13 protein-coding genes and 1 pseudogene are annotated in these 15,076 nt (G+C 70.5%); 4 read left to right on the forward strand and 10 right to left on the reverse strand.

Features of this window, described 5'->3' with window-relative positions; genetic code table 11:
• Positions 1–24: 24 nt before the first annotated feature.
• A pseudogene (locus ABT137_RS26140) lies at positions 25–162 on the reverse strand (DUF4440 domain-containing protein); the annotation flags it as partial.
• Between ABT137_RS26140 and ABT137_RS26145 the strand changes: the two are divergent.
• Entirely contained in the window at positions 113–322 is a 210-nt protein-coding gene (locus ABT137_RS26145) for a hypothetical protein (RefSeq protein ID WP_351712978.1), read from the forward strand. The pseudogene ABT137_RS26140 and the gene ABT137_RS26145 overlap by 50 nt on opposite strands.
• Here ABT137_RS26145 and ABT137_RS26150 read toward each other — a convergent pair.
• The 3 genes from ABT137_RS26150 to ABT137_RS26160 all read right to left on the reverse strand — a co-directional run bounded on the left by ABT137_RS26150 (position 294) and on the right by ABT137_RS26160 (position 3,027).
• Entirely contained in the window at positions 294–569 is a 276-nt protein-coding gene (locus ABT137_RS26150; protein ID WP_351712911.1) for a PhzF family phenazine biosynthesis protein, read from the reverse strand. The genes ABT137_RS26145 and ABT137_RS26150 overlap by 29 nt on opposite strands.
• 470 nt (positions 570–1,039) lie before the next feature.
• Positions 1,040–1,732 carry a response regulator gene (locus ABT137_RS26155; RefSeq protein WP_351712913.1) on the reverse strand — a complete coding sequence of 231 codons (693 nt, stop codon included), beginning with the start codon at positions 1,730–1,732 and terminating at the stop codon, positions 1,040–1,042.
• Complete coding sequence (locus ABT137_RS26160) at positions 1,729–3,027, reverse strand: sensor histidine kinase (RefSeq protein WP_351712915.1); 1,299 nt, start codon at positions 3,025–3,027, stop codon at positions 1,729–1,731. The genes ABT137_RS26155 and ABT137_RS26160 overlap by 4 nt, the downstream gene beginning before the upstream one ends.
• 132 nt (positions 3,028–3,159) lie before the next feature.
• On the opposite strand from ABT137_RS26160, the gene ABT137_RS26165 reads away from it, so the two are divergent.
• Positions 3,160–3,726 carry a class I SAM-dependent methyltransferase gene (locus tag ABT137_RS26165; RefSeq protein ID WP_351712917.1) on the forward strand — a complete coding sequence of 189 codons (567 nt, stop codon included), beginning with the start codon at positions 3,160–3,162 and terminating at the stop codon, positions 3,724–3,726.
• Between the two features lie 112 nt (positions 3,727–3,838).
• On the opposite strand, the gene ABT137_RS26170 is transcribed toward ABT137_RS26165, so the two are convergent.
• Both ABT137_RS26170 and ABT137_RS26175 read right to left on the reverse strand, forming a co-directional pair.
• Positions 3,839–4,774: an alpha/beta fold hydrolase gene (locus tag ABT137_RS26170; protein WP_351712919.1), complete on the reverse strand. Its 936-nt coding sequence runs from the start codon at positions 4,772–4,774 to the stop codon at positions 3,839–3,841.
• Between the two features lie 565 nt (positions 4,775–5,339).
• Positions 5,340–5,984, reverse strand: a complete 645-nt coding sequence (locus ABT137_RS26175; protein ID WP_351712921.1) for a CatB-related O-acetyltransferase — start codon at positions 5,982–5,984, stop codon at positions 5,340–5,342.
• Between the two features lie 74 nt (positions 5,985–6,058).
• On the opposite strand from ABT137_RS26175, the gene recD2 reads away from it, so the two are divergent.
• Together recD2 and ABT137_RS26185 are read left to right on the forward strand one after the other, a co-directional pair.
• Positions 6,059–8,347 carry an SF1B family DNA helicase RecD2 gene (gene recD2, locus ABT137_RS26180; protein WP_351712923.1) on the forward strand — a complete coding sequence of 763 codons (2,289 nt, stop codon included), beginning with the start codon at positions 6,059–6,061 and terminating at the stop codon, positions 8,345–8,347.
• A gap of 178 nt (positions 8,348–8,525) precedes the next feature.
• Positions 8,526–9,815 carry a citrate synthase gene (locus ABT137_RS26185; RefSeq protein ID WP_217545718.1) on the forward strand — a complete coding sequence of 430 codons (1,290 nt, stop codon included), beginning with the start codon at positions 8,526–8,528 and terminating at the stop codon, positions 9,813–9,815.
• Between the two features lie 556 nt (positions 9,816–10,371).
• On the opposite strand, the gene ABT137_RS26190 is transcribed toward ABT137_RS26185, so the two are convergent.
• From ABT137_RS26190 to ABT137_RS26205, 4 genes are all read right to left on the reverse strand, one after another.
• Positions 10,372–12,639 (reverse strand): heavy metal translocating P-type ATPase, encoded by a 2,268-nt coding sequence (locus tag ABT137_RS26190; RefSeq protein ID WP_351712925.1) that lies wholly within the window; start codon positions 12,637–12,639, stop codon positions 10,372–10,374.
• Positions 12,640–12,785: 146 nt separating this feature from the next.
• Complete coding sequence (locus ABT137_RS26195) at positions 12,786–13,025, reverse strand: heavy-metal-associated domain-containing protein (protein ID WP_351712927.1); 240 nt, start codon at positions 13,023–13,025, stop codon at positions 12,786–12,788.
• A 73-nt stretch (positions 13,026–13,098) separates the two neighbouring features.
• Positions 13,099–14,049, reverse strand: a complete 951-nt coding sequence (locus tag ABT137_RS26200; RefSeq protein WP_351712928.1) for a PrsW family intramembrane metalloprotease — start codon at positions 14,047–14,049, stop codon at positions 13,099–13,101.
• 174 nt (positions 14,050–14,223) lie between these two features.
• On the reverse strand, positions 14,224–14,913 hold the full coding sequence (locus ABT137_RS26205; protein WP_351712930.1) for a TetR/AcrR family transcriptional regulator: 690 nt from the start codon (positions 14,911–14,913) through the stop codon (positions 14,224–14,226).
• Between the last annotated feature and the right edge of the window lie 163 nt (positions 14,914–15,076).

A 15,076-nucleotide genomic window follows, 5' to 3' on the forward strand; every position in this document is an offset into this window, starting at 1 on the left:
CTCGGGCTGGTCCAGCAGCCGCAGTCAGCTGCCGTCGGGCTGGCGCCTGACGACCTGGGCCCGCGCGCCGGTCCCGTCCTTCGGCGGGGTCGACGTGAGGGCGATGGCGCCGGTGAGCAGCGTCGGCAGCGGTTGTTCCGGCTCGGAGCGGGGACGGTCGGCCGCGAGGCAACGCGGCCGGCTCGTCGCCCGCACCATCGACGACGTCGAGACACCGGCGCTGCTGGCCCTGGTCTGGCGGGGCGCGCACAACCCGCCGGTGCGCGAGTTGCTCGTGCACAGCCGACGGGAGTTCACCCGGGTCGGCTTCGCTCAGGGGTAGTCAGGGGTAGGGGGCGGCCTGCGCCGTGCCCGGGTCGGTCCGGTCGGCCGGCGTGGTCGACACGCCGAACCGGGGCAGCCACCACGAACGTGGTCTCGGACAGATTGGTCCACCGCGCGGCGAGCTGCATCTGGTCATCCGTCAGATCCGTCCCGTCGAGGACGACCGCGACCGGGTTGCCGCGATAGGGACTCGTCGAGAACACGTCGACCTGGACGAACGGGCGGTTGCGCGGCGGCATGGTCATCACGGCCTTTGGGCGACGGAATCAGCTCCATCGCAACCGGCTCCCGTGCCGCCAGGACATGGCCAGTGGCAACAAAGTGGACTGGGTTACGCCGCGGCTGGCTCTCGCGTCAACGGGCGGTGGCTCGGGGCCGGTTCTCAGCGCACCGCACGGACGACCAGCGAGGCGAGCTGTCGACCGGCAGCCGCGTCCAGTGGCGCGTGGTCGAGCAGCAGCCGGTACCACAGCACGCCGTACACGACGTCGAAGGGCTACTTGGAGCAGAACCGGCGTGGCGAACTCGCCGTCCGTTCCGTCGGGGACGTCGACCACGAGGTGTCCGCCGATCTCGACGACTTTCTCGCCACGCCGGAGATGGCGGCCGAGTAACGAACGCATCCGCCGACTGCTGGAACCCGGCGCGAAGTAGGGGTGCCGGACCCACGGCGTGCGGTCCGATGCGGGCCACCAGGCAGGAGGCTCGTCGCCGCTCAGTCCCCGACCCGTACCAGCCCGCTCTCGTAGGCGAAGATCACCGCGTGGATACGGTCCCGGAGGCCGAGTTTGGTCAGGATCCGGCCGAGGTGGGTCTTGACGGTCGTCTCCCCGAGGAAGAGGCGGTCGGCGATCTGGCCGTTGGCCAGTCCCCGGGCGACCAGGGCGAGGACTTCGCGTTCCCGTTCGGTGAGAGCCGCAAGTCGGCTGCGCTGGGCGGGCGCGGACGCGGGGGCGTGCAGGACGAAGCGTTCGACCAGGCGCCGGGTCAGCGAGGGCGCCACCATGACCTCACCCCTCAGCACCGCGCGGACGGTCACCAGGATCTCCTCGGCGGGGGCGTCCTTGACGAGGAAGCCGTTCGCGCCGGCGCGCAGGGCCGCGTAGGCGTACTCGTCGAGGTCGAAGGTGGTGACGACGAGGATGCGGGGCCCATGGGGCTGCGCGCAGAGGTGTTCGGTCGCGGCGAGCCCGTCCAGGCCGGGCATGCGTACGTCCATCAGGACGAGGTCGGGCTTCAGGGAGGCCACGCCCGCGATCGCCGCGTCGCCGTCGGCGGCCTCGCCCACCACGGTGAGGTCGGGCTGGCTGTCGATGACCATGCGCAGCCCCATCCGGATCAGCTCCTGGTCGTCGCAGATCAGCACCCGGGACGATGACGCGGTGCGGGTCGGGGGCGGGTCGGTCATGGGGTCGCCGTGGTGGGCTCGGGCTCGGTGGGGCGCAGGACGGCGGCGACGCGGTAGCCGCCGTCGGGTGTGTGCCCGGCGTCGACGCTCCCGCCGTACAGGGCGGTGCGCTCGCGCATGCCGGTGAGTCCGCGACCGGACGGGAGCAGCGGGGCGGGACGCTCGGCCGCCGGTCCGGCTTCCGTCCCGGCTCCCGCTCCGCCCGAGTTCTCCACCCGGACGTGGACCAGCCGCCCAGGGCCCTGCCTGCCGGTGTCGACCCGTACATGGACCGTGGCGTCCGGTGGCGCGTGCTTGACGACGTTGGTGAGCGCCTCCTGCACGATGCGGTACGTCTGCGCGGTGAGATCCGCCGGAAGGCCGCCCGGCTCTCCGCGAAGGTCCAGCAGGGCGCGCCTGCCGCTCGTGTTGAGGCGTCCGACCAGCCGCCGCAGATCGGCCGCGAGGTGCTCGGCGGCCCCATCGTGACCGGAGCCGGAGCCGGAGCCGGAGCCGGAGCCGGCGGCTGAGGCGTCCGCGTCGGGGGTGCGCAGCACCTCCAGCAGTCGGCGCAGTTCGCCCAGGGCCTCACGGCCGGTTGCGCTGATGACGCCGAGGGTGCGGTCGACGGCGGCGGGGTCGACCTGCCGCATCAGCCTGGCACCCTCGGCGTTCAGCACCATCACACTCACGCTGTGCGCGAGGACATCGTGGATCTCGCGGGCGATGCGCGCCCGCTCCTCGGCGACGGCGACCCGGGCCAGGGCGAGGCGCTTCGACTCGGCGAGGGCGGCCCGCCGCTCGAACTCGGCGACATAGGCGCGCCGGGCACGGACGTACTCGCCGAACACCCAGGCCCCGGCCAGCAGCAGCCCCACCGCGAGCGGGGTGAGCCAGGCCCCGCGGGCGCCCGGGCCCCCGTAGTCCCGCTGCCACACGGGAATCCACAGCAGTACGCAGACGGTGGCGCAGACCACCGTCGCCGCGGCGGCGCGGCGCAGGCCGCGCACCGTGAGGGTGGCCAGGACCGCGGCCAGGGCGACGGCGCCGCGTCCCGGTTCCTGTCCCCACACCTGTCCGAGATACTGCGCCCAGAACCCGGCCGTCACCACGGCCGCGACGAGCGCCGGCCGACGGCGGCGCCACAGCAGGGGCAGCACCAGGGCGGCGTACACGACCGTCTGCACCCAGACCGGCCGCCAGCCCGGCTCCGGACGGATCACCGGGGGCACGGCAACCAGCACGACCAGCAGCAGGTCCGTCAGCCACGGGTGGCCGCGCCGCAAGCGGGGCAGGGTCTCGATCAGCCGATGCACCACCTCACGCTACGGCCGGGGCCCGCTCTCCCACATCGTTCTGCGGGGCGTCACGGGGTCCGCCCACGGTCGTACGGGAACCGGCCGGGGATACGACGTGCGGCCACCCGGTGCGCTTCCAGCATGGCCGCCATGTCGATCACCACCGAGTTCCTCAGACGGCCCCTCATGACCGGTGCCGTGGCGGCCAGTTCACGGCGGCTGGCGCACGCGATGACCGAAGGCATCGGTCTGGAGCGGGCCCGGACCGTTGCCGAACTCGGCCCGGGAAGCGGGGTGTTCACCGATTCGATCCTCGCCCGGCTCGCGCCTGGCGCACGGCTCGTCGCGGTCGAGCTCAACCCGGTGCTCGCCGCCCGGCTGTCGGCCACCCGGCGCGACACACGGCTGACCGTGGTCCAGGGGTCGGCCGCCGAGCTGGCCGGCGTGGTGGGCGAACCGGTCGACGCGGTGGTCTCCGGGCTGCCGTGGACGGTCATGCCGCAGGACCGGCGCGGGCACATCCTGGACGCCGTGACCGAAGTCCTCACGTCCGGCGGCCGGTTCACCACCTTCGCATACGTGCATGCGGCCTGGACTCCGCCCGCCCGCCACTTCACCGCCGAACTGACCCGCCGCTTCGACCGGTTGGAGCGCTCGACCGTGGTGTGGGGAAACCTCCCGCCCGCTTTCGTGCACCGGGCCACCCAGAAGCCATGACCACGCGGGCCAAGCGGGCCGCCGCAGCTACCGCTCCGGCCTTTCCCGTTGCTTCCCCGGCCTGCCGGTCAGCTTGTCTCCCACCCCGTCGTCGAGTCGGGGCACCGTGGGGTCAATGCTGTGTGGCACACATGTCCTCGATCTCCTTGAGCACGAAATCGGGACGATCCGTCGGAACCTCGTGGGAGGTGCCCTCGGCAGTGACGAGCGTTCGGTTGGGCGCCCCGTGGGCGAACTGGGCGGCGGCGTCACGCCAGCGCTGGGCGTCCTCGGGAGACGCCTCGAACGGGGTCTTCTCCGAGACGATGACCGTGGCCGGTACCGAGTCCGGCCACGTCACCTGGTGGAATGCCTTGTGCGCCGCGGCGAAGCCCTCCGTGGTGGAGATGAGCTGGCGGTTCTCCGGCTTGTCGGGGTCCTTCTTGGCCGCGTCGACCTCCGGCTGAGTCGCGGCTACGAGACGGGGAATCTCCTCGTCCGTGAAGAATTGGGGGAGATTTGCGTCGACCAGGACCGCACCGGAGAGCATCTCCGGGTTGTCCTTGGCGAAGTAGTTCGCGATCTCACCGGCCTGGGAGTGGGACACCAGGGTCACGTCCTTGGTGACGCCCAGCTGCTCAAGCCCCGCCTTGAGGTCGCTGACAGCGCTCTCGACCTTCCACGGGCCGGGTACCACGTCGCTCTTGCCGAGACCGGCCCGGTCATAGGTGATGACGGTGGCGCCGGTGGCCGCGTGAAGCTTGGGGACGATGTCCTTCCATTGCGAGGAGTACTCGCCGCCGCCCGAGTCCAGGACGATGGTGGAGCCGTTGCCCCGCGTGACATAGAAGGCCAGACGGTGACCGTCGTTGTCGATCATGTGCAGCTTCGCTCCGCCCGCCTGGCTGGTCTCCGGCGAGGAGGACGAGGCGGCGGACTGCGAGGTCGGGTGCTTCGCGGCGGAGCCGTGGTCGCTGCAGGCAGTGACGGCGCCGGCGGTGAAGGCCAGCAGAGCGAGGGTCGACAGGGCCCGGTTCACAGACCGATGGTTGGGCGCGGTGCGGGACATCACTGGTCCTTTGGGCTACGGATGCTGTGGAGATGGCGATATCCATCATTCGGTGACTGGGTTGATCACAGAATCCGGCTAGCACGCCTGTCGGTGGTGCAGCGGAGGCGAGTGAGCGCAGTGGGGACAGCCCCCGTAAGCGATCGGGCGCTGCCCGCGTAAGTGCCTGTTCGCGCCGCGTGCTCCGGACGTCCCGACGCCGGCGGCACTACTCGCTCGGCAGCAGCGGGAGCAACTCCGTGCGTGTCGGCAAACGAATGACGTCAGGCGCGGCCGGTGTCCGACGAACCCGGGCTTTCCGGGGCTCGACGGCGGCGCCGATCCCATCGGATCCGATGGCGGATGATGACAGGGTGTGCCGACAGCCAGGGTCGGATGCAACCACCAGAACGAGGGGTGGCATGGCCGACCTGGTCCACAGACGGGTGCCGACCGACCGGCAGCGACCACGACTCCTCCTCCGAGCACTCGATGACCTCAAGGCTCAGCAGGACGTGGCCGACCGCGGGAATGCCGATCATCGCGACATGGGGCACGGCGTGACGGGGGCCGCCCCGGCCGCCCGTCACCTCGCTCTTGGCGCGGCGGCCTCCAGTTCGGCGATGCTGCCCGACATGATCGTCCGGACGTGCTCGGTGATGTGCTCCGCCGGCCAGTCCCACCAGGCCACCGCCAGCAGCCGGGCGATGTCCTGCTCGTCGTAGCGGGTGCGGATGAGGCGGGCCGGGTTGCCGCCGACGATGCCGTAGTCGGGCACGTCCCCCGCGACCACGGCGCCGGTGGCGATGATCGCGCCGTGGCCGATCCGTACCCCGGGCATGACCGTCGTACCGTGGCCGAACCAGACGTCGTTGCCGACGACGGTGTCCCCCCGGCCCGGCAGCCCGGTGATCAGGTCGACGTGTTCGGCCCACGAGCCGCCCATGGTGGGGAAGGGGAACGTCGAGGGGCCGTCCATGCGGTGGTTGGCGCCGTTCATGATGAACCGCACGCCCGTGCCGAGCGCGCAGAACTTTCCGATGACGAGCTTCTCCGGCCCGTAGTGGTAGAGCACGTTGCGCGTCTCGAAGGCGGTCGGGTGGTCGGGGTCGTCGTAGTAGGAGTACTCCCCGACCTCGATCAGGGGGGACTTCACCAGCGGTTTGAGCAGGACCACCCGGGGGTGTTCGGGCATCGGGTGGAGGACCGTCGGGTCGGCGGGTACGGGCATGGGACGTCCTTGTCGGTAGCGGATCCGTGACCAAGGCCATGATCGCTGTCAGACCGCACCGGTACCGTCGGGTCATGGCTCAGCAGACGGGTACCCCCACCGGCGAACGACGGCTCGCCACCGTCGAAGGCGTGCTCGAACGCATCACGTACGCGAACGAGGAGAACGGGTACACGGTCGCCCGCGTCGACACCGGCAGAGGCGCCGGTGATCTCCTCACCGTCGTCGGTGCGCTGCTCGGCGCGCAGGTGGGGGAGTCGCTGCGGATGGAGGGGCGCTGGGGGTCGCACCCCCAGTACGGCAAGCAGTTCACCGTCGAGAACTACACGACCGTGCTGCCGGCCACCGTCCAGGGCATGCGGCGTTACCTCGGCTCGGGTCTCGTCAAGGGCATCGGGCCGGTGTTCGCCGACCGGATCACCCAGCACTTCGGGGTGGACACCCTCCGGATCATCGAGGAGGAGCCGAAGCGGCTCGTCGAGGTGCCGGGGCTCGGCCCGAAGCGGACCAAGAAGATCGCCGACGCGTGGGAGGAGCAGAAGGCGATCAAGGAGGTCATGCTCTTCCTCCAGACGGTCGAGGTGTCGACGTCGATCGCCGTGCGGATCTACAAGAAGTACGGGGACGCGTCGATCTCCGTCGTGAAGAACCAGCCGTACCGGCTCGCCGCCGACGTCTGGGGCATCGGGTTCCTCACCGCCGACAAGATCGCCCAGTCGGTGGGGATTCCGCACGACAGTCCGGAGCGCGTGAAGGCGGGGCTGCAGTACGCGCTGTCCCAGTCCGCCGACCAGGGGCACTGCTATCTCCCCGAGGAGCGGCTCATCGCTGATGCCGTGAAACTCCTCCAGGTCGACACCGGCCTTGTCATCGACTGTCTCGGCGAGTTGGCCGCGCCGCCCGAGGACGGGGCGGACCCGGGCGTCGTACGGGAGAAGCTCCCCGGCCCGACCTCGGACGCCGAACCCGTCACCGCCGTCTACCTCGTCCCCTTCCACCGGGCCGAAGTCGCCCTCGCCTCCCAGCTGCTGCGCCTGCTCCGCACCGACGAGGACCGGATGCCGTCGTTCAGGGACGTCGCCTGGGACAAGGCGCTCGCCTGGCTGAAGGACCGCACCGGCGTCGACCTCGCCCCCGAGCAGGAGGCCGCCGTCAGGCTGGCGCTGACGGAGAAGGTGGCGGTGCTGACCGGCGGGCCCGGCTGCGGCAAGTCGTTCACCGTCAGGTCGATCGTGGAGCTGGCGCGGGCGAAGAAGGCGAAAGTGGTGCTCGCCGCTCCCACCGGGCGTGCGGCCAAGCGGCTCGCCGAGCTGGCCGGCGCCGAGGCGTCGACCGTGCACCGCCTGCTGGAGCTGAAGCCGGGCGGGGACGCGGCCTACGACCGGGACCGCCCGCTCGACGCCGACCTGGTGGTGGTGGACGAGGCGTCGATGCTCGACCTGCTCCTCGCCAACAAGCTGGTCAAGGCCGTACCGCCCGGTGCGCATCTCCTCTTCGTGGGGGACGTGGACCAGTTGCCCAGCGTCGGGGCGGGGGAGGTACTGCGGGACCTGCTCGCCGACGGCAGTCCGATCCCCGCCGTCCGGCTCACCCAGGTCTTCCGGCAGGCCCAGCAGTCGGGGGTGGTGACCAACGCCCACCGGATCAACGCGGGGCAGCACCCCGTCACCGACGGCATGAAGGACTTCTTCCTCTTCGTGGAGGACGAGACGGAGGAGGCGGGCAAGCTCGCCGTGGACGTCGCCGCCCGGCGGATTCCGGCCAGGTTCGGGCTCGATCCGCGGCGGGACGTGCAGGTGCTCGCGCCCATGCACCGTGGACCGGCCGGCGCCGGTGTGCTCAACGGCCTGTTGCAGCAGGTCATCACCCCGGCCCGGCCCGAGCTGCCCGAAAAGCGGTTCGGCGGGCGGGTGTTCAGGGTCGGCGACAAGGTCACCCAGATCCGCAACAACTACGAGAAGGGCGAGAACGGCGTCTTCAACGGCACCGTGGGCGTGGTCACCTCGCTCGACCCGGTCGACCAGCGCCTCACGGTGCTGACCGACGAGGACGAGGAGGTGCCGTACGAATTCGACGAACTGGACGAACTGGCGCACGCCTACGCGGTGACGATTCACCGTTCACAGGGGAGTGAATATCCCGCGGTGGTGATCCCGGTCACCACCGGAGCCTGGATGATGCTCCAGCGGAACCTGCTCTACACGGCGGTCACCCGGGCCAGGAAGCTGGTCGTCCTCGTCGGTTCGCGCAAGGCGATCGGCCAGGCGGTGCGCACCGTGTCGGCAGGCAGACGCTGTACGGCACTGGACTTCCGGCTCGGCCGGAGCGATCTCCGGAAAAATGATCGATCAAATGAGTCGTGAAGGTCACAGAGCCCTTCCAGATAGAGAGACAAGGGGGCAGGATGAGCAGGTTGGCGGCACTGAGTGCCGCCGATAGGCCCAACGGTCGACCCCGAGTGCACTCTCCTGAGCCAAATGGGGGATGGTAGAGACAGTCAGGGCACCTCGAAGATGAGGCACTACGTCGGTGAGGGAAGACGTGAGCGACAACTCTGTAGTACTGCGGTACGGCGACGGCGAGTACACCTACCCGGTGGTCGACAGCACCGTCGGCGACAAGGGCTTCGACATCGGGAAGCTCCGCACCCAGACCGGTCTCGTGACCCTGGACAGCGGCTACGGCAACACCGCTGCCTATAAATCCGCCATCACCTACCTCGACGGCGAGGCGGGCATCCTCCGCTACCGCGGTTACCCGATCGAGCAGCTGGCGGAGCGCTCCACCTTCCTGGAGGTGGCCTACCTGCTGATCAACGGTGAGCTGCCGACCGTGGACGAGCTCACCACGTTCAAGAACGAGATCACGCGGCACACGCTGCTGCACGAGGACGTCAAGAACTTCTACCGGGGTTTCCCGCGTGACGCCCACCCGATGGCCATGCTGTCGTCGGTGGTCTCCGCGCTGTCCACCTTCTACCAGGACAGCCACAACCCGTTCGACGCGAAGCAGCGCGACCTCTCCACCATCCGCCTGCTCGCCAAGCTTCCGACCATTGCCGCGTACGCGTACAAGAAGTCGGTCGGCCACCCGTTCGTCTACCCGCGCAACGACCTCTCCTACGTGGAGAACTTCCTGCGCATGACGTTCTCGGTGCCGGCGCAGGATTACGAGCTCGACCCGGTCGTCGTCGCGGCCCTGGACAAGCTGCTGATCCTGCACGCGGACCACGAGCAGAACTGTTCGACGTCGACGGTCCGCCTGGTCGGCTCGTCGCAGGCGAACATGTTCGCGTCGATCTCCGCGGGCATCTCCGCCCTCTGGGGCCCGCTGCACGGCGGCGCCAACCAGTCCGTCCTGGAGATGCTGGAGGGCATCCAGGCCAACGGCGGTGACGTCGACTCCTTCATCCGCAAGGTGAAGAACAAGGAGGACGGCGTCCGCCTGATGGGCTTCGGCCACCGGGTGTACAAGTCCTTCGACCCGCGCGCGAAGATCATCAAGTCTGCCGCGCACGACGTCCTCTCCGCCCTCGGCAAGTCCGACGAGCTGCTGGACATCGCGCTGAAGCTGGAGGAGCACGCGCTCTCCGACGACTACTTCGTCTCGCGCAACCTCTACCCGAACGTGGACTTCTACACCGGCCTGATCTACCGCGCCATGGGCTTCCCGACCGAGATGTTCACGGTCCTGTTCGCCCTCGGCCGGCTGCCCGGCTGGATCGCCCAGTGGCAGGAAATGATCAAGGAGCCGGGCTCCCGCATCGGCCGCCCGCGCCAGATCTACACGGGCGTCGTCGAGCGCGACTTCGTGCCGGTCGAGGAGCGCTGAACGCGCTAGCGGCCGTAGCGGCGTAACAGAAGGCGCCCTGGAGCGCCGGTCCCCCCACGGGCCGGCGACCAGGGCGCCTTCCCGTGTCCCGGTGCGGATTCCCCCCACGGGATCCGGCCGGGCGCTCGGTACGGCAGCGCCTGAATCGCTGCTTTGAGCACAACGAGCAGAACTCGCCGTACTTGATCCAGTGATGCGGTGCGATCTGCCGGGACCCGTACGGCACGGGAGGGCCGCTCAAAGCTTCCCGTCGTACGTGCCCCGGCAACGCATCTCTGAGGAAGTCCCCCAAGACATCCCCAGATGCCAGGTCAGCGCCCCCCAAGACGCCTCTCTGACATCGCCAACTTAGACCGTCGAAGCCCTTCGATGGTTACGTTCACACCACTGTGATCTGCGTCTCTTGCATCCGTCCGATAGATGCGCAAGAGCCCCGATACGGTGATCGGAGCTCGAGCGTAAGGATGATGCGCGAGCCTTGTGAAGAGCTTATGTGAGGTGCGCGTTGGACTCTAGGGGGACTCTTACATCCACTGTGCCGAACCGCCGGTAACTTTCAGCGGAAGGTACGCAGCCGCAGACTGTTGGTCACCACGAACACCGAGGAGAAGGCCATCGCGGCGCCCGCGATCATCGGGTTCAGGAGTCCGGCGGCGGCCAGTGGGAGCGCGGCCACGTTGTAGCCGAAGGCCCACACGAGGTTGCCCTTGATGGTCGCGAGGGTCCGGCGGGACAGCCGGATCGCGTCCGCCGCCACCCGCAGGTCCCCGCGCACCAGGGTCAGGTCGCCGGCCTCGATCGCCGCGTCCGTCCCGGTGCCCATCGCCAGCCCCAGATCGGCGGTGGCCAGCGCCGCCGCGTCGTTGACGCCGTCGCCGACCATGGCGACCGTCCGCCCCTCGCGCCGCAGCCGTCGTACGACGTCCACCTTGTCCTCGGGCAGCACCTCGGCGACGACCTCGGTGATCCCGACCGCCTGCGCGACCGATTCGGCCACCGCCCGGTTGTCCCCGGTCAGCAGCACCGGCGTCAGTCCGAGCGCGCGCAGCTCGCGGACCGCCTCGGCGCTGGTCTCCTTGACCGTGTCGGCGACGGCGAGGACACCCCGGGCCTGGCCGTCCCAGCCGGCCAGGACGGCCGTACGACCCTCCTGCTCGGCCCGGGAGCGGGCCAGGGCCAACTCCTCCGGCACCACGTCGAAGAGGCGCCCCACGGCCACCTCACGGCCGTCCACGCGCCCTCGTACGCCCCGTCCGGGGACGTTCACGAAGTCCTCGACCGCGGGCAGCGCGCCGACCCGCTCCGCCGCCCCCGCGGCGATCGCCCTGGCGACCGGATGCTCGGAGGCGTGTTCGAGGGCGCCCGCGAGCCGCAGCACCTCGTCCTCGTCGGCGCCCTGGGCGGTGTACACCTCCTGGAGGCTCATCCGGCCGGTGGTCACCGTCCCGGTCTTGTCGAGCACGACGGTGTCGACCCGGCGCGTGGACTCCAGGACCTCCGGGCCCTTGATGAGGATGCCGAGCTGGGCGCCCCGCCCGGTGCCGACCATCAGCGCGGTCGGCGTGGCCAGGCCCAGGGCGCACGGGCAGGCGATGATCAGGACGGCGACGGCGGCCGTGAACGCGGCGGCCGTGTCCCCGGTGACGCCCAGCCAGACCCCGAAGGTGCCGAGCGCGACGACGATGACGGCGGGGACGAAGACGGCGGAGATCCGGTCGGCCAGACGCTGCACCTCGGCCTTGCCGTTCTGCGCGTCCTCCACCAGCCGTGCCATCCGCGCGAGCTGCGTGTCGGCGCCGACCCGGGTCGCCTCGACGACCAGCCGCCCGCCGGCGTTGACGGTCGCGCCCGTGACGGCGTCGCCGACGGTCACGTCCACCGGCACGGACTCGCCGGTCAGCATCGACGCGTCCACCGCGGACGCCCCCTCGACCACGGTCCCGTCGGTGGCGACCTTCTCCCCGGGCCGTACGACGAACCGGTCGCCGACCGCCAGCGACGCCACCGGGACCCGCACCTCACGCCCGTCCCGCAGTACCGCCACGTCCCTGGCGCCCAGCTCCATCAGCGCCCGCAGGGCCGCCCCGGCGCGCCGCTTGGAGCGTGCCTCCAGATAGCGGCCGAGCAGGATCAGCGCGACGACCCCGGAGGCCACCTCCAGGTAGATCGTGGACGCGCTGTCCATCCGGGAGACGGTGAACCGGAACTCGTCGTGCATGCCCGGCATGCCCGCGTCGCCGAAGAACAGCGCCCACAGCGACCAGCCGAACGCGGCCAGCGTGCCGACCGAGACCAGGGTGTCCATGGTGGCGGCGCCGTGCCGGGCGTTGGTCCAGGCGGCCCGGTGGAACTGCCAGCCGCCCCAGACGACCACCGGGGCGGCGAGCGTCAGGGACAGCCACTGCCAGTTGTCGAACTGGAGCGCCGGGACCATCGCGAGCAGCACGACCGGGGCGGCGAGCAGGGCGGAGACCAGGAGGCGGTGGCGGAGGGCGGCGAGCTCGGGATCCCGCTCGGCCCCGGCCTCCTGTTCCGGCTCCGGCGCCGGGGGCGCGGGCTCCTCGGCGGTGTACCCGGTCTTCACGACCGTGGAGATCAGGTCGGCGACCTGAACCCCCTGGGGGTATGTGACCTTCGCCTTCTCGGTCGCGTAGTTCACGGTGGCGGTGACGCCGTCCATGCGGTTGAGCTTCTTCTCGACCCGGGCGGCGCAGGAGGCGCAGGTCATGCCGCCGATGAGCAGCTCGACCTCGGACCTGCCGTCGGGCAGGCGCGGTGGGGCTATCGGTGTCTGTGCGGTGCTGGTGGTGGTGCTGGTCGTCATGTCCGGACTCCAGACAACGGACCGGACCGCACGGAGCCAGTATCAGCTGGTCGGCACGGCCCGGCGGAGAGATACGTTTCCGTCGTACGTACTGCTCGTGGTGCGTGTTGGTGCGCGGTGCAGGGCGTGGGCTCGGGTCTGGACCCTCAGACGCGGCCGGCGAGCTCGAAGCCCGCCTCGTCGACGGCGGCGCGGACCGCCTCCTCGTCGAGCGGGGCGGCGGAGACGACCGTGACCTCGCCGCTGGTCGCGACGGCCGTCACCGAGCTGACGCCGGGGAGCCCGGAGATCTCTGCGGAGACGGAACCCTCACAGTGTCCGCAGCTCATGCCGGTCACCTTGTAGACGGCGGTCACGGAGCCCGGGGTGTCGGTCTGGGCGGTCATGTCGTTCTCCTCGTCGAGGCGTGTGGGGCCGATGGGGCCCACGAGGGAACCCCACTGTCGTCACACTATACCCCTAGGGGGTATTTCTCCAAGAGGGGGCGCGGCGCGCCAGGGAGAGCGCCCAGGCGACGCCGAGCAGCGAGACGAGTACCAGCAGGCCGACCGAGAACACCGTGAAGAGGTGCTCCTGTGCCGCGCTCGGGCGCGGGATGTACCCCTCGGCGAACAGCCGCTGGTCCAGTCCGGTACCCGCCAGATGCGCCACCAGCCAGATCGCGATGCCGTGCGTGGAGTCCCACAGGGCGTGCAGCAGGGCGACCCCGAGGCAGGCGGCGACGACCGGGGCGGTGACGCGGAAGCGGCCGTTCGGGCGGCGGAAGGAGAGCAGGAAGCCGCCGGCGATCGCCGTCCACAGGCCGTGCCCGAAGGGAGCCAGTACCCCGCGCAGGATCTCCGTCTCGATCAGCGCGCGCAGGTCGACGCCCTCGGTGGAGACGGCCGCGTTGAACGCGTACCCGGCGCTCTCCAGGGCCGCGAAGCCGAAGCCGACGGCGGCCCCGAGCACCAGCCCGGCGCGCATGCCCCGGATCCCGGGCAGCCGGCGCAGCACGAACACCAGCGCGCCGAGCTTCACCGTCTCCTCGATCAGGCCGACGCAGACGAACATCCCCCAGGAGGGGCGGACGAGGTAGGACTCCATCACCGAGGCGCCCAGCACCCCGAGCGTGCCGCCGGTCAGGAAGCAGCCGAGGATCGCGCTGACCCCGAGGTCACGGCCGTGCCGCTCGTACGCCCACAGCACGAAGACGACCGGGACGAGAAAGCTGCCGAGCAGGATCAGCGTCGGCAGCAGGGTGGTGTCCTTCGTCGTGTACGTGACCACCGCGGTCAGCGCCCACAGGGCGAGCCCGCCGCCGAGGCAGCGTTTCCACAGGCCGGTGCGGATACGGGGGTACGGCGGTGGCGGCTGCTGCGGACCGGGGATCCGGGCCTGCGGCCGGCCGGGCTGCGGAGAGTGGGTCACGGCGGGTCCCCCTTGTGCTCCTGCGGGTGCGGGTGGCGCTCGTCGGCACGAGAGCGGCACGAGAGCGGCACCAAAGCGGCGCGAGATTGGTGCGATTTACCCGCACTGTAGGCAGATGCGCGGTATGTCGCAGTCCGAGGGGTTCGAGGGGGTGGCCGTTGGGGTGGCGGCCGGTCAGCCGGTGGGGCGGCCGAGCCGGTCGCCGACCAGGGGTTCCAGGTAGCGGGTGAGTACGTTCTTGATCTCCTGGATGTACGCCTGGCGCTCGGCGCCCTCATGGCTGAGCACCAGCTCGAGACCCGCCTTGTAGATGCCGAGGCTGACATGCGCCGTGCGCGTGATGTGGGCCTTGTCGGCGTCCGGCGGGAGAAGCGAGGCGAGCAGGCCCTCGACGCGGCCGAGCAGGTTGGTGTGCAGGGCGTCGTGGGCCTCGGTGATCCCGCCGGGCATGTCGGGGCCGTGCATCAGGGCGAAGAACACGGGGTGCTCGGTGTTGAAGGCGGTGAGACGGTCCACGGCGGCGCCGACCGCGTCCGTCAGCGAGGTGCCGGGGTCGATCGGCGCGAGCGCCTCGCCGTAGGTGTCCCGCAGGTCGTGCATGAGGCGGTCGCCCAGCTCGATCGCGATCGCTTCCTTGTTCGGGAAGAACTGGTAGAGCGTGCCGGGGGAGACGCCGGCCTCGCGGGCGATGGCGTTGGTGCTGGCGGCCGTGTAGCCCGAGGTGCAGAAGACCGACGCGGCGGCTTCGAGCAGCTGCTGGATGCGCCGTTCGCCGCGCGCCTGCCGCCGGCGCGGCTGCTCCTTGGCCGTGGCCGTGCCGTCGGGGCCGGCGGGGCTGTCGGGGCCGCCGGGCTGCTCTGGCATGTCGGGCTTGTCGGGCACGCGTTATCCCCAGCTCTTCGAACGCGATTGACAAACGCGAGCGGTCGCTCGCATTCTGGTGGAACGCGAGCGATGACTCGTGTTTGCCAGTCTAATTGGCAATGGCCGACCCATGCTGCCCTGCGCACGAAGCGGATGCGTACCG

This window comes from Streptomyces sp. NPDC001980 (assembly GCF_040296885.1).
Classification (GTDB): domain Bacteria; phylum Actinomycetota; class Actinomycetes; order Streptomycetales; family Streptomycetaceae; genus Streptomyces.